The sequence below is a fragment of the Spirillospora sp. NPDC048819 genome (assembly GCF_040650055.1).
GTDB lineage: Bacteria > Actinomycetota > Actinomycetes > Streptosporangiales > Streptosporangiaceae > Spirillospora.
Map to the genome: position 1 here is coordinate 1 of NZ_JBEZGN010000040.1, position 18,835 is coordinate 18,835.

At 70.8% G+C, this 18,835-nt stretch carries 15 protein-coding genes; 7 read left to right on the forward strand and 8 right to left on the reverse strand.

The annotated features are described in order from the left end of the window. A partial coding sequence (locus AB0C35_RS37500; RefSeq protein WP_358466731.1) for a ricin-type beta-trefoil lectin domain protein occupies positions 1-1,747 on the forward strand: 1,747 nt, incomplete at its 5' end. 59 nt (positions 1,748-1,806) lie between these two features. Here the strand turns inward: AB0C35_RS37500 and AB0C35_RS37505 are convergent. The 3 genes from AB0C35_RS37505 to AB0C35_RS37515 all read right to left on the reverse strand — a co-directional run bounded on the left by AB0C35_RS37505 (position 1,807) and on the right by AB0C35_RS37515 (position 5,970). Then, positions 1,807-3,954 carry a hypothetical protein gene (locus AB0C35_RS37505; protein ID WP_358466733.1) on the reverse strand — a complete coding sequence of 716 codons (2,148 nt, stop codon included), beginning with the start codon at positions 3,952-3,954 and terminating at the stop codon, positions 1,807-1,809. A 126-nt stretch (positions 3,955-4,080) separates the two neighbouring features. Then, on the reverse strand, positions 4,081-5,061 hold the full coding sequence (locus AB0C35_RS37510; RefSeq protein ID WP_358466735.1) for an NAD(P)-dependent alcohol dehydrogenase: 981 nt from the start codon (positions 5,059-5,061) through the stop codon (positions 4,081-4,083). Between the two features lie 192 nt (positions 5,062-5,253). After that, positions 5,254-5,970 carry a TetR/AcrR family transcriptional regulator gene (locus AB0C35_RS37515; RefSeq protein WP_358466737.1) on the reverse strand — a complete coding sequence of 239 codons (717 nt, stop codon included), beginning with the start codon at positions 5,968-5,970 and terminating at the stop codon, positions 5,254-5,256. A gap of 170 nt (positions 5,971-6,140) precedes the next feature. Here AB0C35_RS37515 and AB0C35_RS37520 point away from each other — a divergent pair, with 170 nt between their 5' ends. Both AB0C35_RS37520 and AB0C35_RS37525 read left to right on the forward strand, forming a co-directional pair. Beyond that, on the forward strand, positions 6,141-6,785 hold the full coding sequence (locus tag AB0C35_RS37520; protein WP_358466912.1) for a DNA alkylation repair protein: 645 nt from the start codon (positions 6,141-6,143) through the stop codon (positions 6,783-6,785). A gap of 368 nt (positions 6,786-7,153) precedes the next feature. After that, positions 7,154-7,798 (forward strand): dihydrofolate reductase family protein, encoded by a 645-nt coding sequence (locus AB0C35_RS37525; protein ID WP_358466739.1) that lies wholly within the window; start codon positions 7,154-7,156, stop codon positions 7,796-7,798. On the opposite strand, the gene AB0C35_RS37530 is transcribed toward AB0C35_RS37525, so the two are convergent. Continuing rightward, positions 7,723-8,421, reverse strand: a complete 699-nt coding sequence (locus AB0C35_RS37530; protein ID WP_358466741.1) for a TetR/AcrR family transcriptional regulator — start codon at positions 8,419-8,421, stop codon at positions 7,723-7,725. The genes AB0C35_RS37525 and AB0C35_RS37530 overlap by 76 nt on opposite strands. 114 nt (positions 8,422-8,535) lie before the next feature. On the opposite strand from AB0C35_RS37530, the gene AB0C35_RS37535 reads away from it, so the two are divergent. Together AB0C35_RS37535 and AB0C35_RS37540 are read left to right on the forward strand one after the other, a co-directional pair. Next, positions 8,536-9,555, forward strand: a complete 1,020-nt coding sequence (locus AB0C35_RS37535) for an aldo/keto reductase (protein WP_358466743.1) — start codon at positions 8,536-8,538, stop codon at positions 9,553-9,555. A 137-nt stretch (positions 9,556-9,692) separates the two neighbouring features. Next, positions 9,693-10,415, forward strand: a complete 723-nt coding sequence (locus AB0C35_RS37540; protein ID WP_358466745.1) for a methyltransferase domain-containing protein — start codon at positions 9,693-9,695, stop codon at positions 10,413-10,415. 34 nt (positions 10,416-10,449) lie between these two features. On the opposite strand, the gene AB0C35_RS37545 is transcribed toward AB0C35_RS37540, so the two are convergent. Continuing rightward, positions 10,450-11,172: a helix-turn-helix domain-containing protein gene (locus tag AB0C35_RS37545; protein ID WP_358466747.1), complete on the reverse strand. Its 723-nt coding sequence runs from the start codon at positions 11,170-11,172 to the stop codon at positions 10,450-10,452. A gap of 88 nt (positions 11,173-11,260) precedes the next feature. On the opposite strand from AB0C35_RS37545, the gene AB0C35_RS37550 reads away from it, so the two are divergent. After that, positions 11,261-12,124 carry an NmrA family NAD(P)-binding protein gene (locus tag AB0C35_RS37550; protein WP_358466749.1) on the forward strand — a complete coding sequence of 288 codons (864 nt, stop codon included), beginning with the start codon at positions 11,261-11,263 and terminating at the stop codon, positions 12,122-12,124. Between the two features lie 181 nt (positions 12,125-12,305). Here AB0C35_RS37550 and AB0C35_RS37555 read toward each other — a convergent pair whose 3' ends face one another. Then, positions 12,306-13,814 (reverse strand): N-acetylmuramoyl-L-alanine amidase, encoded by a 1,509-nt coding sequence (locus AB0C35_RS37555; protein ID WP_358466751.1) that lies wholly within the window; start codon positions 13,812-13,814, stop codon positions 12,306-12,308. 419 nt (positions 13,815-14,233) lie between these two features. Continuing rightward, complete coding sequence (locus tag AB0C35_RS37560) at positions 14,234-15,112, reverse strand: alpha/beta hydrolase-fold protein (protein ID WP_358466753.1); 879 nt, start codon at positions 15,110-15,112, stop codon at positions 14,234-14,236. Between the two features lie 106 nt (positions 15,113-15,218). Here AB0C35_RS37560 and AB0C35_RS37565 point away from each other — a divergent pair, with 106 nt between their 5' ends. Then, the gene (locus AB0C35_RS37565; protein ID WP_358466755.1) at positions 15,219-17,924 is read left to right on the forward strand and encodes a LuxR C-terminal-related transcriptional regulator; all 2,706 of its coding nucleotides are present in this window, start codon (positions 15,219-15,221) and stop codon (positions 17,922-17,924) included. 39 nt (positions 17,925-17,963) lie between these two features. Here the strand turns inward: AB0C35_RS37565 and AB0C35_RS37570 are convergent, their stop codons facing one another. Further along, complete coding sequence (locus AB0C35_RS37570; protein ID WP_358466757.1) at positions 17,964-18,812, reverse strand: alpha/beta hydrolase; 849 nt, start codon at positions 18,810-18,812, stop codon at positions 17,964-17,966. Between the last annotated feature and the right edge of the window lie 23 nt (positions 18,813-18,835).

An 18,835-nucleotide genomic window follows, 5' to 3' on the forward strand; every position in this document is an offset into this window, starting at 1 on the left:
CTCCACCGGCAACATCGGCTCCGAACTCGTCGGCATCCTGGCCGCGTCCGGCGAACCCGTGCGCGCCCTCGTCCGCAAACCGCCCGCGTCCCCGGCCCAGCCTTCGAATCACTGCGGAGCGATCTCTATGAGCAGGAAACGAATCCGCGCGCTGCTGACCATGGCGGCCCTGGCCGTGGCGCTCAGTCCGGCCACCCAGGCTCAAGCGCTCGACAACGGCGTGGGCCGCACTCCGCCGATGGGGTGGAACACCTGGAACACGTTCGGCTGCAACATCAGCGAGACACTGATCCGGCAGACCGCCGACGCGCTCGTCAGCTCCGGCATGCGCGACCTCGGATATCAGTACGTCGTGGTCGACGACTGCTGGTTCGATCCCAACCGCGACTCGGCCGGCAACCTGCGGGCCAATCCATCGAGATTCCCGAGCGGCATGAAGGCGCTCGGCGACTACCTGCACGCCAGGGGTCTGAAGTTCGGTCTCTACCAAGCGCCCCTGGACCGCACCTGCGCCCAGTACTTCGGCTCCTATCCGGGTGCCACCGGCAGTCTCGACCACGAGTTCCAGGACGCCCGGCAGTTCGCCGCCTGGGGCGTCGACTATCTCAAGTACGACTGGTGCTCCCCCACCGGGACCATCGACGACCAGGTACGCACCTTCGCGAAGATGCGCGACGCCCTCGCTGCCACCGGACGGCCGATCCTCTACAGCATCAACCCCAACAGCATCCATGAGAAGACCGGCCCGCAGCGGAACTGGGGTGACGTCGCCAACATCTGGCGCACGACCGAGGACATCACCAACGTCTGGGACTCCGGTCAGACCAACGGCTACCCGATGGGAATCCAGAACATCGTCAATGTCAACGTGCCCCTGTCTGGCTACGCCAGGCCGGGGCAGTTCAACGACCCCGACATGATGGTGGTCGGCCGGGGAGGCATGACCGACACCGAGATGCGCAGCCACTTCGCCCTGTGGGCCATCATGGCCGCGCCGCTGATCGCGGGGAACGACGTGAGGAACATGGACGCCGCGACCGCCGCGATCATGAAGAACCAGAATCTGATCGCCATCAACCAGGACGCGCTCGGCCTCCAGGCGACCCAGATCAGCAACGACGGCACCCGCCGGGTCCTGGCCAAACGGCTGAGCAACGGCGACATCGCCGTCGCGCTGTTCAACCAGGGAGGCAGCACGACGACGATCAGTACCACCGCCTCGGCGATCGGTCTGTCCGGCGGCTCTTTCAGCCTCCGTGAGGCCTGGACGAACGCCGTCACCTCGACCACCGGGGCCATCTCGGCGAGCGTGCCCCCTCATGGCACCGTCGTGTTCCGGGTCAGCGGCGGGACACCCAATCCCGTGTACCAGTTCCAGGGCGTGGGGTCGGGAAGATGCCTCGACGTCACCGGAGCTTCCCAGGCCAACGGAACGCGAGTGGAGATCTGGGACTGCCACGGCCAGAGCAACCAGCAGTGGACGTCCACGGCGGCCGGTGAACTGCGGGTCTACGGAAACAAGTGCCTGGACGTGAACAACAACGGCACCGCCGACGGAACCAGCGTGATCATCTGGGACTGCAACGGCCAGGACAACCAGAAGTGGCGCGTCAACTCCGACGGGAGCATCACCGCCGTCGGCGCGAACAAATGCCTGGACGTACCCAACAACTCCACTGCCAATGGTGTCTACGTGCAGATCTGGACGTGCAACGGTGCCGCCAACCAACGGTGGACCCGCCTCTGATCGGGCGAGCTGCCCAGGTGAGGAAGGCGAGGCCGTCACACACGACTACGGGCTGGCGTCTACCCAGTCGAGTGGGTCTCTGCCAGTGACCAGGAGCCGTGGCCTCCGGTGACCTGGAGGAGTGTGCGGGAGCGGAGGTGGATTTCCGTGTCGCCGTCCGGGAGCGCGAGCGTCCGAAGGGGGGTCAGGGTTGCGTCGAGGTGCAGGAGGCCGAAGGCGTCTCCGCTGCGGAACAGCGCAGGTCCCGGCGGGCCCAGGTAGCGCACGACTGCGGTTCGGTCACCCGCTGCGGAGTGCTCGAACGGTTGGACGCGGCCGGCGGGCGGCACGGTGATGGCGTCCTGCTCTCCGGCCGGGGCAAGGGCGTCCACGTCGGCCTGTTCCAGGGGCGTCACGTCGATCCGCCAGTCCGCCCCGGCGGCTCTCACCTGGAGTACCGCCTGCGCCGGAACGGCGAACGTGGTCCGGCTCGGCGGGGACTCGCCCCCCGGCAGCGGGCTGAGCACGGAGGTGGACACGACTGGATCGCAGCCGTGGAGCGCGGTGAGGTTCGGCCCGTGCAGGTGGACCTGGTGGGGTTGTCCACCCGGGCATGTCACGACGGCGATTCCGGCCGGCCCCTGGTAGTTGAGCACTTCGGTCCCGCTGCCGGTGGTCGAGCCGGTGAACCCGCGTGCGCGTTCGGGTCCGCCGATCGTGACGGTCCACCGACCCTCGGTCTCGACGTACAGGAACCTCTTCGTGAGGGCCTTGTCCGATATCAGCCGGTCGTCCAGGACGGTCGTGGCGGGCGGGGCTCCGGGGCCGCACACCACGACCGGGGTCCCCCGGCCGAACTCGGTGCGTCGAAGCCAGGCCTGCAGCGTCCCGGGGCCCTGGTTCCCGAACTCGGCCAGCACCGGCTGGGAAAGCGGTCCCTTGATCTTGACGCGGGTAGCGCCGACGCCGCGGTGGGTGAGGACCGTGCCGTAATGGGCGTGATCGACCGGCGCGAACTCCGGCGCCGGGACTGTCTCGCCCTCGGCCAGCCAGCGGTCGAGTTCAATGGCCACCCTGCGCGGCTCCTTCACCCGAAGGCACAACCGGCGGACCAGACGCCCCCGCTGAGGCATGCACGTCTGCGGATCCAGATCCTTCAGAGTCAACATGACCCAGAACCAGTTCCCCCACCGGAGCCGACGCGCGGGAAGAGAAATGCCGTCCCGCATTCGCAGGACGAGGTTGAGTTCCTCCCGGAACGGCGTCAACTGGGCCACGTCCTCCTCAACCTCGCACCGCCGCGCCTCGTCGCCGTAGTGGATCGCCGCGATTGCGGTGCGCGGAATCCGCAGCACCTTCCACAAGAGCAGCCCGTCCCAGACGACGATCTCATCGACGGTCACCCACATCCGGGGCCGTACCAGCACCAGCCTGAGCGTCTGGACCGCGACGCCCACGAGGACGACCGCGAAGAGCGGCGACCACGAGGCCGCGACCAATTCGGCACGGGTGGCCTCCTTGTTGAACATGACCCAGATCTGAGCGAACAGCAGCAGCAACGCCACCAGCGAGAGCAGGCCGACCGCCCCGAACAGGGTCCGCCCCTTGGACCTGGCCATCTTCACCCTGACCGTGGAGGAACCGGGCCGCGCTGACCAGCCCCACCGATCTCGGTCGGCGAGGTCGCGCAGCGCGAAGCGCCCGCGTTCCCTCGCCTGCCGCCTGCGCGACGCAGGAGAAGCCCGTGTCCAGTACACGCTCCACAGAACCATGGCGCTCAACCCCACGCCGAGCCCTCCGAATAGAGCGGCGTAGACCGCGGGCCCGAACGACCGCTCCCAATGCGGCGACCCGCCCTGCATGTGGACGAAGCTCCCCGAACCGACGTCTAGGGCGGGAACCTTGTCCCCTCTGTGAAGGGAATGGCCGCCGTCGCCCGTCAACTCAACTCCTTCGACGGTCAACTGAAAGAGGCTGCCGGTCGAGAACGTGCCGTACCAGGAACATCCGCCTAGTTGGCACTCCTCCCAGTGCGCGGTGAACGTGCCCGGGACCCCCTCACCTTTCGCGGCGCGGCCAGTGGCTGAGACTTCCTCCGCGAGCATGCCGAAGAAGAAGGGCCAGATCATCAGCAGCCCGACGCCCATCAGGAGCCGGGTGAAGGCAAAACGCTCGAGGTTGAGGCCGTACTTCTTCGCGATCCGGTCGGCCTCGAAGAATCCGCTCATCCCCGCACCGTCCAGACCGCCGTCGAAAGCCCGAGCCCGACGGCACATTCGCGGCCCCAACGATCCCACGGCGGGGGCAGAAGAGCACCTCCCTTCAGGTGCAGGCGGCGCCGGTCCGGCGAACGGTCAATAGGTGATGGCGACCTTGCCTCGGGCGTGGCCGTGCTCGATGTAGCGCAGCGCCTCGGGGATCTCGGCGAACGGGTAGGTGCGGTCGATGACGGGGGCGATCTGTTCCTTCTCCATGAGCTCGGCCAGGAACCGGAGGTCCGTGGAGTTGGGCTTCCAACTGACGGCGGCGATGCGCTGGCTGACGAAGGGGGAGACCAGGGCTCCTCGGAGCATCTGCGCCGCCGGGCCGAGCAGGCTGCCGCGGGCCGAGGCGATGCCGCCCACGATCACGAGCGTGCCGCGGGAGGTCAGGGGGCGTCGCAGCTCCGTCAGTGACCGGTCGCCCACGATGTCCATGAGCAGGTCGTATCGCCCGTTTCGTTCGGTGAAGTCTTCGCGGGTGTAGTCCACGACGTCGTCCGCGCCCAGGGAGCCGACCAGTTCGACGTTGCGGGTGCTGCACACGCCGGTGACCTCGGCTCCGAACGTCTTGGCGAGTTGGACGGCGAACGTGCCGATGCCGCCGGAGGCACCGTTGACCAGGATGCGCTGCCCGGCGGAGATCCTCCCTGCGTCCCGCAGGCCCTGCAGCGCGGTGTGAGCGGCCATCGACACCGCCGCCGCCTGTTGGAAGGTGACGCGGGCGGGTTTGACGGCGAGCCTGTCGTGCGGGACGGCGACGGTCTCGGCGAACGAGCCCAGCCGGACCTCCCCGAAGACTTCGTCGCCGGGATGCAGCCCGGTCACCTCGTCGCCCACCCGCTCGACCACGCCGGCCAGGTCGGCGCCGAGGATCAGGCCTGGTTTCGGACGGCGCAGCCCGTTGCTGAGCCGTACCAGCTTCGGGTCGGCCCGCACGTGCCGCCAGTCGTAGGGGTTGACCGACGCCGCCCGCACCCTCACGAGCACTTCGTCCCGGGCGATGCCGGGTTCGCCGACGTCCTTGAGGGTCATTACGTCGGGCGGACCGTAACGGTCCCAGCTCCAGGCTTTCATGGCCGCTTCCCTTCGGCGGGTGTTCACCGGGTGCGCCGCCGGCGGCCGACTCCCTGTCGTACGCCGTAAGGCTGTCATACGACGTAAGGTAATCGTACGCCGTAAGGGAGTCAAGGGTTGCTACGGAGCCGAGGTCAGCCGGTAACCCGGAGTGACGGGACGTGCGGCGTGCTCAGGCGCATCCGGGAAGGGTCACGGATTGGCGGCGCGGCGTCTTTCCAGGCCTTCGAGAATCAGATCGAGCGCGAACTCGAATTCGAACTGGTCGTCGCAAAACCCCAGGGTGCCGTCCGGATCGTCGTGGACGGCGTCCGCGAGCATTCCCACGATGTTCGGGAACCGGTCGGCCATCTGCTCCATCATCGCGGCGGCCTCGGCGTCCGCGGCCTGGGCGCCGCCGGGCTGGAACAACTCCTGGGTGAAGCCGAGGGCACGGCTGCCCAGGACGTGCAGCGCACGGTGGGCCAGATCGAAGGAGAACCCGCCCGCCCGGAGAATGGCGACGACGTCATCGTAATAAGCGATGACGAGCGGGCTCGTTGTGGAGCGGGTTTCGAGTACCTGCGGGGCCCAGGGGTGGCGAAGCAAGACCTTCCGGGCGGCGAGGATCCGCGCGCGCAGTGTCGCCTGCCAGTCCTCTGCCGGGGGCGGGGCCTCGACCTCGTCCACCGCCGCCGTGATCTCCTCCAGGACCACCTCGACGACGCCGTCGAAGACCGCCTCCTTGTTGGCGACGTGGTGGTACAGCGACATGGCCTCGACCCCGACCTCCTGCGCGAGCCGGCGCATGGTGAGCGAGTCGAGCCCGTCACGGTCGGCCAGCCGCACCGCCGCACGCAGCACCCGCCTCCGGCTCAGCGGAACACGGGGCTGCTCGGTCAACTCGTCGGCGTCGGTTCGTGGGGTCATGGATCGTCCTCCCGACGCACCCTACCCGTACACGGTAAGGCGGTGGCCACCCACCGAATCGGTGTGCACGACGGGAGGCCGACGTCCGTCGTAAGCTGAATCTCGCCCGTGACGGACAGGAGGCCGAGGTGGCCGAGACGACGCTGACCGAGACGACGGTGGCCGACGTGATGGCCGAGTTGGCCGGGCTCGAAGACCCGAAGATCCGCGAGGTGAACGAGAGGCACGGTGACGATCACGGTGTCAACCTCAGCAAGCTGCGCGCCGTCGCGAAGCGGCTGAAGACGCAGCAGGAACTCGCGTGCCGGCTCTGGGAGACCGGTGACACCGCGGCGAGGCTGCTGGCGCTCCTGATCTGCCGCCCGAAGGCGTTCGAGCGTGACGAGTTGGACGTCATGTTGCGCCAGGCGCGCACACCCAAGGTGCACGACTGGCTCGTGAACTACGTGGTGAAGAAGAACCCGCACTCGGAAGAGCTGCGCCTGGCCTGGACCGCCGATCCGGATCCCGTGGTCGCGAGTGCCGGCTGGGCGCTGACCGCCGAACGCGTGGCGAAGAAGCCCGAAGGCCTCGACCTCCCGGGACTGCTCGACACCATCGAGGCGGAGATGAAAGACGCCCCGGATCGGCTGCAATGGGCGATGAACAACTGCTTGGCTCAGATCGGGATCGACCACGCCGAGCACCGCGCCCGTGCGATCGACATCGGTGAGCGCCTGGAAGTGCTCAAGGACTACCCGACTTCCCCGGGCTGCACGTCTCCGTTCGCGCCCATCTGGATCAACGAGATCGTGCGCCGAAAGCACGCTGAGTAGGAAGCTTCGCGCGCACGCTCGCAGTACGTGCTCGAGATGCCGGGCGGCCTACGCTGTGGCCATGTCCGACGACGAGAGTCGGCCCGCTCGGGTCGAGGACGTGCACGAGCTTGCCCTGGCCATGCCCCATGTCACCGTCTATCCGGGAACCGGCGACAACCCGCGCGCGCGTCGGCCCGCCGAGCCGCAGCCTGGCTCGACGCCCATCCCCCGGCGTGATCGTCGTCCCGCCACTTGCTTCGTCGAATCGCGGGTAAGCCCGCACTCGGCGCGGCGGAACGCGGACGGGTGCCGTTGCGGCGATGAGTCCGCCGGCGCCCACAGGTCTATCCAGTGACCGAGACGACCAAATGATCGGGAGGCGGGGCATGGGCCTCATCCACATAGAGCTGTTCGCAACCCTCGACCTGGTCGGGCAGGCGCCCGGCGGCCCCGACGAGGACCCGGTGGGGTTCCCGTTCGGCGGCTGGCAGGCGCCGCTGCTGGACGACGTCGCAGGGGCGCAGGTCGGGGCCGCGTACGAGGGCACGGACGCCCTCCTGCTCGGCCGGCGGACGTATGACATCTTCGCCGCCTTCTGGCCGCACCAGGAGGGCGGCCAGGACAACGAGATCGCCGCGCTGTTCAACAGCGTCCCGAAGTACGTGGCCTCCCGCGGCAGGCCCGACCTGTCGTGGGCCGGGTCCACGCAGCTCGGCCCGGATCTGGCGAGCGCGGTGCGCGAGATCCGTGACCGGCACGAGCACGTGAAGGTCGTCGGGAGCCTGAACCTGGTGCAGACCCTCCTGCGCGAGAAGCTCTTCGACCGTCTCGACCTGTGGGTGCATCCGATCGTGCTCGGGGTCGGGAAGAAGGTGTTCGACGGTGGCGCGGTGCCCACGAACATCACACTCCTCGAACCGCCGGTGGCCAGCCCGAAGGGCACCGTGTACCTGCGCTACGGGCTCGCCGGCGGCACACCCGGGACCGGGGACATGTCCGCGCCCGATCGCGGTGCCGGACGCGACGGCTGAGCCCGCAGTCCTGTGATGAGGAGTTCGACCATGCGGCGCGCGTCGTAGCGGGGGTCGCTCTCCGCGCCGATGCAGAGATTGCCGACGCCGCGCATCAGTTCGTACGCATCGGCGTCAGGGCGGATCTCGCCCGCCTTGGCGGCGGCGTCGAGCAGTTCGGCGCACACGGGGACGAGGCGGTCGAGGAAATGGGCGTGCAGGCTCTCGAAGGCGGCGTTGTCGTACTGCAGCGCCTCGGCGAGGCCGTGCTTGGTGACCAGGAAGTCGACGAAGAGGTTGATCCACCGCGCCAGAGCGGCGTGCGGTGTACGGCTGCCGGCCAGCAGTGACGGACCGGCCTCAGCGCATGCCTCGACCTGGTGCCGGTAGACGGCGACGATGAGGTCGGCGCGCGTCGGGAAGTGGCGGTAGATCGTGCCGACGCCGACGCCCGCCCTGGCCGCGACGTCGCGCACGGGGGCGTCGACTCCGGAGGCGACGAAAGCGGCGGCGGCGGCGTCCAGCAGCGCCTGCTCGTTGCGCCGGGCGTCGGCCCGCTTCCGGGGGGCCGGCGGCCCTGATCCGCTGTCGGTGTCGACCACTGCGCCGCTACCTCCGTGACTCCATTTGGCAAACGGAACCATGTTCCGTATGTTGCTCTACGGAACCAGGTTCCGTTTATCCAGGATGCCAGAACGGGCGAGCCGGAGCCACTCCGCGCATCGTGCGCTCGCGTCCGCTCTCAAGGAGGAACAGCCATGCAGTACCGCACCTTGGGCCGCACCGGTGTGCAGGTCAGCACCCTTGTGCTCGGCGCGATGAACTTCGGCGCTCTGGGACGCACCACCCAGGACGAGGTGAACGCCATGGTCGATGCCGCGCTCGACGGGGGCGTCAACCTCATCGACACCGCCGACATGTACGGCCAGGGCGAGTCGGAGGAGATGGTCGGCAAGGCCATCGCCGGCCGCCGCGACGACATCGTCCTGGCCACGAAGGCGAACATGCCCATGGGCGACGAGCGCAACCACCAGGGCAGTTCGCGCCGCTGGCTGGTCACCGCGCTGGACGACAGCCTGCGCCGCCTGGGCGTCGACCATGTCGATCTCTACCAGATCCACCGCTGGGACCCGAGCACGAGCGACGAGGAGACGCTGTCGGCGCTGACCGACCTGCAGCGCGCGGGGAAGATCCGGTACTTCGGCTCCTCGACGTTCCCCGCGTACCGCATCGTGCAGGCCGAGTGGGCCGCCAGGGAGAACCACCTGAGCCGTTACGTCACCGAACAGCCCAGCTATTCGATCCTTCAGCGCGGGATCGAGGGCCACGTCCTGCCCGTGACCGAGCAGTACGGACTCGGCGTGCTGGTGTGGAGCCCGCTGGCCTCCGGCTGGCTGTCGGGCGCGATCCGCGAGGGCAAGGAGATCGCCACCAGCCGCTCGGCGATCATGCCGCAGCGCTTCGACACCGCCATCGCCTCCAACCGGGCCCGGCTCGACGCCGTCGAGCAGCTGGCCAAGGTCGCCGACCAGGCCGGTCTGACGCTGATCCAGCTCGCACTCGGTTTCGTGACCGCGCACCCGGCCGTGACCAGCGCGATCATCGGCCCCCGGACCATGGACCACCTGCACTCCCAGCTCGCCGCCGCGGACACCGTGCTCTCCGCCGACGTGCTCGACGCCATCGACGGGATCGTTGCTCCCGGTGTCGACCTCGCCGCACACGAGAAGTTCGACACGCCGCCCGCCCTGCTCGACGCGGCGCTGCGCCGTCGCTGATCGCTGGTCCGCTCAGTGACCGGGCGGCAGGCGGTGCCGTGGCCGAGCACCCCCTGCCGCCTGACGCGCCACGGCAGCCGAGCGTCACGGTCCCGGAGCCGACAGGCCCGCGTGACGGCGAGAAGTACCCTTGGCCCGTGTTTTCGTCTCAAGGCCCGTCCCTGCGTGAGCTGGCGGTCCAGTCGCTGTCCTCGGTCGAGCGCGGCTACGACCTGCTCGCGCCCAAGTTCGACCACACGCCCTTCCGCACCCCCGACGGCGTCCTTGACGCGACCGCCGAGGCGCTGCGTCCGCTCGGGCCGTTCGGCCGGGGGCTGGACGTGTGCTGCGGCACCGGCGCGGGCATGCGGGTCCTCCAGCCTTTGTGCCAGGGACGGGTCACGGGCGTCGACTTCAGCACCGGCATGCTCGCGCAGGCGCGCGAAGCGCATCCGGACGCCGAATGGGTACGGGCCGACGTCCGGGCCCTGCCCTTCACCGAGGCCTTCGACCTCGCGGTCAGCTTCGGAGCGCTCGGGCACCTGCTGCCCGCCGAACGGCCCGCGCTCTTCGCCGGGGTGCACCGCGCGCTGCGGCCCGGCGGGCTCTTCGCCTTCCCGGTCGGCGCGCCACCACCGCCGACGTCGGCCTTGTACTGGGCGCTGCTCGGATTCGACCTGGCCATGCGGGTCCGGAACGCCGTGTGGCGTCCCCCGTTCGTCATGTACTACCGCACCTGCCCGCTCCACGCTCTCCGCGACGACCTGACGTCGGCCGGATTCACCGTGACGACAACCCCCTTGACGGCCCTGGGCCGACGCGAGGACGGCAGCCCGCGCGGCCGGCTCGTCCTCGCGCGCAAAGCGGGCGTCCCCGACTGACGCGGACGCCGTCGGACGGCACCTGATCGCGGTCTCAGCCGGGGGCGGCGGGGGTGCGGCCGGTTCGGTCCAGCCATTCGGCCAGCAGGGCGCGCTCGGCGTCGGTGAGGATCGTCAGCTTCGGTGCGACGGCCCGGAACGCGATGGCGGCCGCGGCCGCGTCGTCCGCGGGGAGCGCCGGCGCATCGGTGAGGATCGATCGCATGACCGCCTCGTACATCGCGTCCGCGAGGCCGAGGTCCCGGTGCTCGGGCGGGGTGGAGAGCAGCGTGAGGACGGCGCCGGTGCCGGCGGCGTGGATGAGTTCGACGGCGCGTTCCTCCGGGACGCGGAGCCGGCCGATCGCCGCGACGCGGCGGACCTTGGCGCGCAGCACCTCCACGCCGGTGGCCGCCGCCGGTGAACGCGCCCCGCGGGCGGGGTCGGTGAGGAGCCCGAAGAGGGCCGCGTTGGCGAGGCCGAAGCCGATATGGGCGTCCCACCCCGCCCGAAGGTCCGCGATCGGGTCGCCGTGGTCCTCGGCGAGGGCCTTTCCGTCGACGTAGGTGGCGAGGACGTGCTCGGCGACGGCGTCGAGCAGCGCGTCCTTGTCTTCGAAGAACCGGTAGATGGTCGGCGCCTGCATGCCCGCCGCCTGCGCCACCGCACGGGTGGTGACCGCGCTCGCGCCGCGCTCACGCAGGAGCCGCGCCGCGCACTCCACGATGCTCGCTCGCGTCTTGAGTCTGCCGGCGCCGTCCGGTCGAGCCTCTGCCATGTTTCCAATGATAACGCAGACCGGTTATCCATGTTGCTAACACTGATAGCATCTTATGCGTTCCATTGTTAGCAGAGGAGGGTCAATCATGATCATCGTTACCGGCGGTACGGGCCGGCTCGGCTCCCAGATCGTCGACCGGCTGCTCGACCGGGTCCCGGCGGACCGGGTCGGCGTGAGCGTCCGCGACACCGGCCGCGCCGACGACCTGGCCGCACGGGGGGTGCGCGTCCGGCGCGGCGACTTCACCGACCCCGGCTCCCTCGCCGGCGCGTTCGACGACGCGACGCAGGTGCTCATCGTCTCGACGGACCAGACGGACGAGGCCGCGATCGCCCAGCACACCGCGGCGATCGACGCCGCGCGCGACGCCGGCGCCGAGCGCATCCTCTACACCAGCCACCAGGGCGCCGCCGAGGATTCGGCCTTCGCGCCCATGCCCGACCATGCCGCCACCGAGCGCTACCTGTCGAAGACGGGCACACCGTTCACGGCGCTGCGGAACGGCTTCTACGCCGACACCGTCCGCCACCTGCTCGGCGGGGCGCTCGAAACCGGCGAACTCGTCGCGCCGGCCGATGGGCCCGTGTCCTGGACGGCGCACGCCGACCTCGCCGAAGCGGCGGCGATCATCCTCGCCGACGCGGGGCGGTTCGACGGTCCGACCCCGCCGCTGACCGCGCCGGACGCGCTCGACCTCACCGACGTCGCCGCCATCGTCACCGACCTCACCGGACGCACCGTCCGCCGTGTCGTCGCCGACGACGACGAGTGGACCGCCACGATGATCGGCCGCGGCCTACCCGCGGATCGGGCGAGCATGCTGCTCGGCATGTTCCGCGCCACCCGCCGCGGAGAGTTCTCCACAACCGGACCGGAACTGGAGAGCCTCCTCCAGCGCACGGCCACGCCCGTCCGCTCGATCCTGGAGGGAGTCACCGCCCGGCCGTGAACGCTCCCCTTCAGATGCGGTCGCCGGCAGGGGCGGTTACCGCATCCCGGAGAGATCTAGCGGTACCGCCTGTCGCGGGCCCGCAGATCGCCCCGGCGCGCCGGGGCATGGCGCCGCCCGGTCGCCTCGCGCTGCTTGGGCAGACGAGACGACCGGGCATGGCGGGCGGGGTGAGACCTTGTTACAGGCCGGATGCCGCGGTGCGGATCGTGGGCAATTTGGCGTACAGGGCCTCGCCGGGGCATTCGGTGGCGAAGCCGTCGCGGTGTCCGGAGATCGCGTTGAGGGTGACCTGGCTGCCGTAGGGGTACTTGCCGGCGCCGTCCGGGGCACGGGAGGTCAGGGTGACCTTGCCGGCCGGGTTCTGGCCGACGATGCCGAGCTTCCATGCCGAGACCTTGGCGACGGTGTCCAGGACCGCTTGGGCGGGAGCCGCGCTGATGTGAGTGCCGAGCACGGCCACGCCGGTGGTGTCGGTGTTGAACCCGTAGGTGTGGGCGCCGTGCACGGGCCGCTCGACCCCGCCGGCCCGTCCCTCGAACAGGGTGCCGCACTTGTCGACCAGGAAGTTGTACCCGATGTCGTTCCAGCCGAGGCTGGTGACGTGGTAGGTGAAGATCGACCGGATCACCTGCGGTGACTGGTCGCAGGTGTAGGCGTTGCCGGTGTCGGTGTGGTGGACGAACACGGCCTTGACGGACTGGTCGTAGTCGGGCGCGTCCTTCACCAGCGACTCGTCCGCACCCCAGTGGGCGCGGGAGGTGATCGCCGGACGCGGAGCCGGGTCCGCGGTGGTCTCGGTCGGGCTGGGCGACGGGGTCGCGGGCGCGCTCGGGGACGTCGTCGGGCTCGGGGACTGCGACGCCGTGGGGGTGGCCGAGGCGGTGGGCTCCGAGGCGGTCGGGGCCGGGGTGGGCGTCCGGCTCGGCGTGGGGCTCTCCGGGGCCGGCGACGCGGACGCGGTGGGCTCGGAGGCGGTCGGCGTGGGAGTGGGCGTCTCGCTCGGGGCGGAGGGGCTGGACGTGGGGCTCGGCGAGGCGGTGGGCGTCTCGGAGCCGGTGGGCTGCGGGTCGCCGGGCGTCGCGGTGGGCGTCTCGGTGCCCTTCGGGCCGTGCGGGCCCTTGCTGTGGGTCTTCTTCGGGCCGGCGTGCGAGGGACGGCCGTGCCCCTTGCTTCCCGGGTCGACCAGGTCGACCCGCAGCCCGTCGGGGAGCTCACGGCCGGCGCGGCCCAGGACCCGCACTTCGACGCCGTCGGATGGCCCGACCCAGAGCGGCGTGGTGCCGCCGCGCGATCCGGAACTCTCCGGCGAACGGGAGTCGGGGGTGTCGCCGCCGTCCGTCTCCAGCTTCTGCCACGGCGACCAGGCGCCGGTGCCGGCGGAGCGGGTCCTGATCGCCACCGCGCCCTTCAGGTCGGTGCGCACCGCGTCCCAGGTGATGCCGAGCATGCTGAACGACTCGGTCCCGGTACCGGGAATCCCCGCGGCCGGACGTCCTTTCGCCCAGGGAGCCTTTTCCTGCCCGTGCAGTGCGATGGTGCGAACTTCGCCCTTGACGGGCGTCATGTTCGAGGCGGGTGAGGACGATGTTTCCGCGGGACGCGTCATTCCGTAGGTCACGGCCCCCGCCACGACCACCGCCCCCGCGGTGGACAACGCGGCGACGCGGCCCCGGGTACTTCCGAACACGACAAAACCTCCAATGATGCCCGACTAAATTTCTTCCCCCCGGAAAACGATGGCGAGGACATTAACAGATTCGTCTGCCGGAATCGCCGCCTCCGGCCATCGGTGCGGACCACCGCCCCTACAGCTCCACCCTTAGGGAGATGGCACATAATCCAAGGTCAGAGTCATGTCGTGCTCGGGAGCGTGACACGTCGGCGGTGCCTGACGCTGTCTAAAGAAGGAGGCTTGCACCCGCCTGCCGAATGGTATTGCCTTTCATGGTCAATCGGCCGCGAGAAGTGGGCCAAAGAAAAATCTGCTCAACTTCACGGACATCGGCTCTGCCGAGCAGCCACACCATCTTTGGATACATTCCGTTGCCATTAATACCTGGAGCGTGGTCGTGGCGACTCTCGTAGTCGGCCTCGAATGGGCCAGGGTCAGGGTTTCGTGCGTCGGGTGCCGTAAAGGTGCACCAGGCCGCGGGTCACAGCGGCCGGCCACACCGTGGCGTGCTGCTCGTCGTGGATGACTTCGCTGTGGACGTCGACATTCTTCGCGTGGCGCAGCCGGCCGGTGAAGCCGGCGAGGTCGGCCACCATGTCGATGCCGGCGACGGCCTCGCGCAGTTCGGCGGACATGACCGGCCAGCTCCGGTCCGGGCTGTCCTCCCGGTCGCCCACGGCGAGGTAGACGTCGCAGGCGTCGCGGCCGGCGACGGGCGCTCGCCGCCGATCCAGCAGCAGGTGGTCGTCCCACCAGAGCGACGGGCTCACCGCCAGGAACCGGCGGAACCCCTCCGGGCGGCGTGTCAGGGCCCAGCAGGTGAGCAGCCCGCCCAGGGAGAATCCCCCGAGCCCGCGGTCGCCGGGGTCCAGGGGGTGGGCCGATTCCACGTACGGTGCGATCACGTGGCGGATGAGGTCGAGCATCGTGTCGCCGCCCCCGGTTCCGTACACGTCCTTGCCATGCAGGGGCCTGGCGACCGCTGTGGTCGGAGTCAGATCTCGCGCACGCTGGGCGGACAACCGCTTGAGGTCGTCGGTGGCGGGTGAGATGCCGACGATGACGACGGGGCGCAGTTGTCCGAGCGAGAAGGACAGCGTCGTTTGTGCGATCTGCGCCGCAATCACGAAAGTCAGGAAGCCGTCCAGCAGATACAGCACCGGGAAAGGACCCGGCCCCGCGGCGGCCCGCAGACCGGGTGGCGGCATGGCCACCGAGACATGCCACCGGTCTGTAGGTTCACTTCCGGTGACCATTGTGTACCGCACCGCACCCGGCAATTCTGCGGCCTCTGCCGTCCAGCTCACGGTCATACGGCAACTCTAGAAAGAACCAAAGGACGGGGCTCGCGAGGCGATGCTGCTCCAGAGTCCTGTGGACCCGTCTCGGGCTCCGCGCGGGGTGCGGAATCATTGGGGGATGCCGCCCGTCGAGGTTTCCGAGCGTGAGGCCGAGGTGCTGGCCGCCGTCGGCCGCCATCTGACGAATACGCAGATCGCGAGCCGGCTGCACATCTCGGTGCGGACGGTCGAGAGCCACGTCTCGTCCCTGCTGCGCAAGTACGGGGTGACCAATCGGCGTGAGCTGGCGATCCTCGCGTCCGAGCAGCAGGGCGACCATGACGGGGAGGCCGGGACGGTGGCCGGGGTGCCCGCCGCGCGCACCTCGTTCGTCGGACGTGGCGCGGAGCTGGCGGAGATCGAGTCCGCCGCCGGCCGGGCGCGGCTGGTGACGCTCCTCGGCCCCGGCGGGGTCGGCAAGTCGCGACTGGCGGCGGTCGCGGCGGCCGCGTCCCGGCACGGCGGCGTGTTCGTCGATCTGGTGCCCGTGCGGGACGGCCACGTCGAGCGGGCCGTGGCGGCCGCGCTGGACGTCGCCGAGCGTCCGCAGACCGAGTTGCACACGGTGATCGCCGAACGGCTGGGGCGCCAAAGGACGCTGATGGTGCTGGACAACTGCGAGCACCTGCTGGACGCGGCGGCGGCGTTCGCGGACCGAATCCTGGCGGCCTGCCCCGGCACCCGGATCCTGGCCACCAGCCGGGAGCGGCTCGGCGTCCCCGGTGAGCGGATCGTGCGGGTGGGGCCGCTTCCGCTGTCCTCGCACGCCGAGGCGCTGTTCACCGACCGCGCGCTGGCCGCCGACCCCGGGTTCGGCGCCGAGCCCGAGGCGGTGACGGAGATCTGCGCCCGCCTGGACGGCATGCCGCTGGCGATCGAGCTGGCGGCGGCGCGCTGCGCGGCGTTGGGGGCGTCCGGTGTGGTGGCGGTCCTGTCCGACCGCCTGCGCCTTCTGACGGGCGGCCGGGGAGCGGACGAACGGCACCGCTCGCTGCGCGCCGTACTGACCTGGAGCCACGACCTCCTCGATGAGGAGGAGCGCGTCCTGTTCCGCCGGCTGGCGGTGTTCGCGGGCGGCTTCGACCTGGACGCGGTCCTCGCCGCGACCCCGGGGACGGCGGCGGGCGCGGCGGCCGACGTGCTGGGACGGCTCGTCGAGAAGAACCTGGTCGTCAAGGCGGGGCAGGCCCGGTGGCGGCTCCTGGAGACGGTCCGGGCCTTCGCCGCGGAACAACTCGCGGCCGGCGGCGAGGAGGAAGTCGTGCGGGCTTCGCACCTTGCGTGGGCCTCCGGGCTCGCCGCCGAGCTGGCCGCCGAGCCGACCGACGGGGGCGTCCGGCAGGAGTTCGACGCCGTCGCGGACGATCTGCGCGCCGCGCTGGCCGCCGCGCCCGCAGACGCCGGGGAGGTGGCGCACGGGCTGGCACGGTCGCTGGGGCGGCTGGCCTACACGCGGAGGTTCACGCGCGAGGCGTACGGCCATTTCCTGGAGGCGGCCGAGCGGGCGGTGTCCCCGGCGGAGGCGTCGAGGGACCTCAAGAGCGCGGCCGACTGCACGCATGTCCTGCCGACCGGCGGCCACCGGCATTTCGAGCTGCTGTGCTCGGCCGCCGGGCGGGCCCGCGACGCCGGGGACGGCGGCGCCGAGGCGGTCCTCCTGGCCACGGCGGTCGTCACCACGGCGCGCAATCCCGGCTGGTACGTCGTCCCGCACGAGGAGCTGCGCGGGCTGATGGAGCGCGCTGAGGCGGCGGGTGATCCGGATGATCCGGTGGTCGCGGCATGGCTCGCCGCCGCCCGGGCCTGGGTGGCCTCACCCGAGCCGTACAGCGCCGATCCCGGTCTGGCGGAGCAGGCCGTGGCTGCGGCGCACGCGGCGGGCGATCCGGTGCTGGTCAGCACCGGGCTGGACGCCATGGTCAGCGCCGCGCTGCGCGCGGGCCGCGTGCGGGAGGCGCACCGGATCGGCCGCGAACGGCTGGACCTGCTGGACGCCCTGTCCCGCGACGACCCGGGCTGCGCGGTCGAGATCGTCGACATCGTGCACGTGGCGGTGAACTGCGCGATCGCGGCGGGTGACCTGCCCGGCGCGCTCGCCGTCGCGCGGCGGGCGCTGGCGGACGACCTGCTAGAAGACCAGTACTACCTGTCGTCGAACACCATCATCCTGCCGCTGGCGCTGAGCGGCGAGTTCGACGAGGCGCTGCGGTACGCCGGCGAGGCGTGGGAGAGCTGGCTGCGGGCGGGCCGGCCGGACAGCGGGATGATGCTGCCGGTCGCGGTCGGTCCCGCGCTCGTCCACGGCCTGCGCGGTGATCGCGGGCGGTACCTGGAGTGGCGGGCCCGCACGCCCGGCGAGGCGACCGGGCAGGTGTTCGACTTCTCGGCGCTGGCCGGTTTCGTCGATGCGCTCGTCGCCGTCCACACCGGTCGCCTCGACGCCGCCGCGGAGCTGGTCGGCGGGCTCTTCTCGGACGCGACGAACCCGCTTTACGCCGGTTACGCCCATCCTGCCGGCGCCGAGCTCGCCGTCCTGGCGGGCCTTCCGGACGCGGCGGCACGGGTCGGCGCCGCCGAAGCCGCGGCCGCCGAGAACGCGTGGGGTGCCGCGTGCCTGGCCCGCGCCCGGGGACGCCTGCACGGCGACGCCGGCGAACTGGCCGCCGCCGCCGAGGCGTGGGAACGCCTCGGCGCCCGCTTCGAACTAGCGTCCACCCTGCTGCTCCTGCCGGACCGGGCGGACGAGGGCCGCGCCGAACTGGCAAGGCTGACGAAACGCGAATAGCGCACCTCGGCCACGAGATGCGCTGTTCGCAGGGGGACGTCAGCCGGAGAAGAACTTCTCCACCGCCGTTCCCATCGACGCGGGGTCGACCTGGCCGTGCGCCTGCCCTTCCAGCCATTCCAGGCGGGCGTCCGGGACCCGCTCGGTCACCGCCTGCGCCGCGTCCCGCATCCGGCCGGAACTCGCCGAGCCCGCCAGCACCAGCGTCGGGACGGAGACCGTGGACAGCCGCTCCGGGACCGGCCCCGCGCCCACGACCGCGGCCTCGTAGGCGAGGGTGTGCGCGACGGCCTCGATCTGCGCCCAGAACGGCTGGGCCTTCATGCCCGCCACCGCCTCGGGCGGCATCTCGGCGCCCTTGGTGAGGAACAACTCGACCGCGTCGCCGCGCAGTCCCCGCTCAACGAGCGCGCCGAGTTCCCCGGCGGAAGGCAGCGAGTGGCCGGGCGCGGTCACGTACGGAGGTTCGAAGACGGCCAGCTTGGTGATCCGGGCGCCCGCGGCCACCGCCTCCAGGGCCAGCGCGCCGCCGGAGGACCCGCCGAACACCATCGCCTCCCCGCCGGCCGCCTCGATCACGGCGGTCAGGTCCTCGATCTCCCGCCGGACGGCGTACGGCGCGGTGTCGCCGCTGTCGCCGCGGCCGCGCCTGTCGTAGTTGTAGACGGTGTACCGGGAGGCCAGCGCCTCCGCGATACCGGTCATGATCGGGTCGTTCCGCGTCGAGAACGCGCCCTGGACGAGGACGACCGCGGGCCCCGCGCCGGTGCGGTCGTAGGCGATGGACGTCCCGTCCGCCGAGGTCGCCGTGCGGTGCCCGCCCGGCTCGCCGGGCTTCTCGATGACGCCGTCCGGGGTCGTGGACTCGGAGTCGGTGATCTTCTTCATGGTCGTTCCCTTTCTCAGGTGAT

Coding starts and splice junctions, on each gene's coding strand:
- AB0C35_RS37505 (WP_358466733.1), bottom strand. CDS start 3,954: ATGAGCGGATTCTTCGAGGCCGACCGGATCGCGAAGAAGTACGGCCTC.
- AB0C35_RS37510 (WP_358466735.1), bottom strand. CDS start 5,061: ATGAAAGCCTGGAGCTGGGACCGTTACGGTCCGCCCGACGTAATGACC.
- AB0C35_RS37515 (WP_358466737.1), bottom strand. CDS start 5,970: ATGACCCCACGAACCGACGCCGACGAGTTGACCGAGCAGCCCCGTGTT.
- AB0C35_RS37520 (WP_358466912.1), top strand. CDS start 6,141: ATGGCCGAGTTGGCCGGGCTCGAAGACCCGAAGATCCGCGAGGTGAAC.
- AB0C35_RS37525 (WP_358466739.1), top strand. CDS start 7,154: ATGGGCCTCATCCACATAGAGCTGTTCGCAACCCTCGACCTGGTCGGG.
- AB0C35_RS37530 (WP_358466741.1), bottom strand. CDS start 8,421: ATGGTTCCGTTTGCCAAATGGAGTCACGGAGGTAGCGGCGCAGTGGTC.
- AB0C35_RS37535 (WP_358466743.1), top strand. CDS start 8,536: ATGCAGTACCGCACCTTGGGCCGCACCGGTGTGCAGGTCAGCACCCTT.
- AB0C35_RS37545 (WP_358466747.1), bottom strand. CDS start 11,172: ATGGCAGAGGCTCGACCGGACGGCGCCGGCAGACTCAAGACGCGAGCG.
- AB0C35_RS37550 (WP_358466749.1), top strand. CDS start 11,261: ATGATCATCGTTACCGGCGGTACGGGCCGGCTCGGCTCCCAGATCGTC.
- AB0C35_RS37560 (WP_358466753.1), bottom strand. CDS start 15,112: ATGACCGTGAGCTGGACGGCAGAGGCCGCAGAATTGCCGGGTGCGGTG.
- AB0C35_RS37565 (WP_358466755.1), top strand. CDS start 15,219: ATGCCGCCCGTCGAGGTTTCCGAGCGTGAGGCCGAGGTGCTGGCCGCC.
- AB0C35_RS37570 (WP_358466757.1), bottom strand. CDS start 18,812: ATGAAGAAGATCACCGACTCCGAGTCCACGACCCCGGACGGCGTCATC.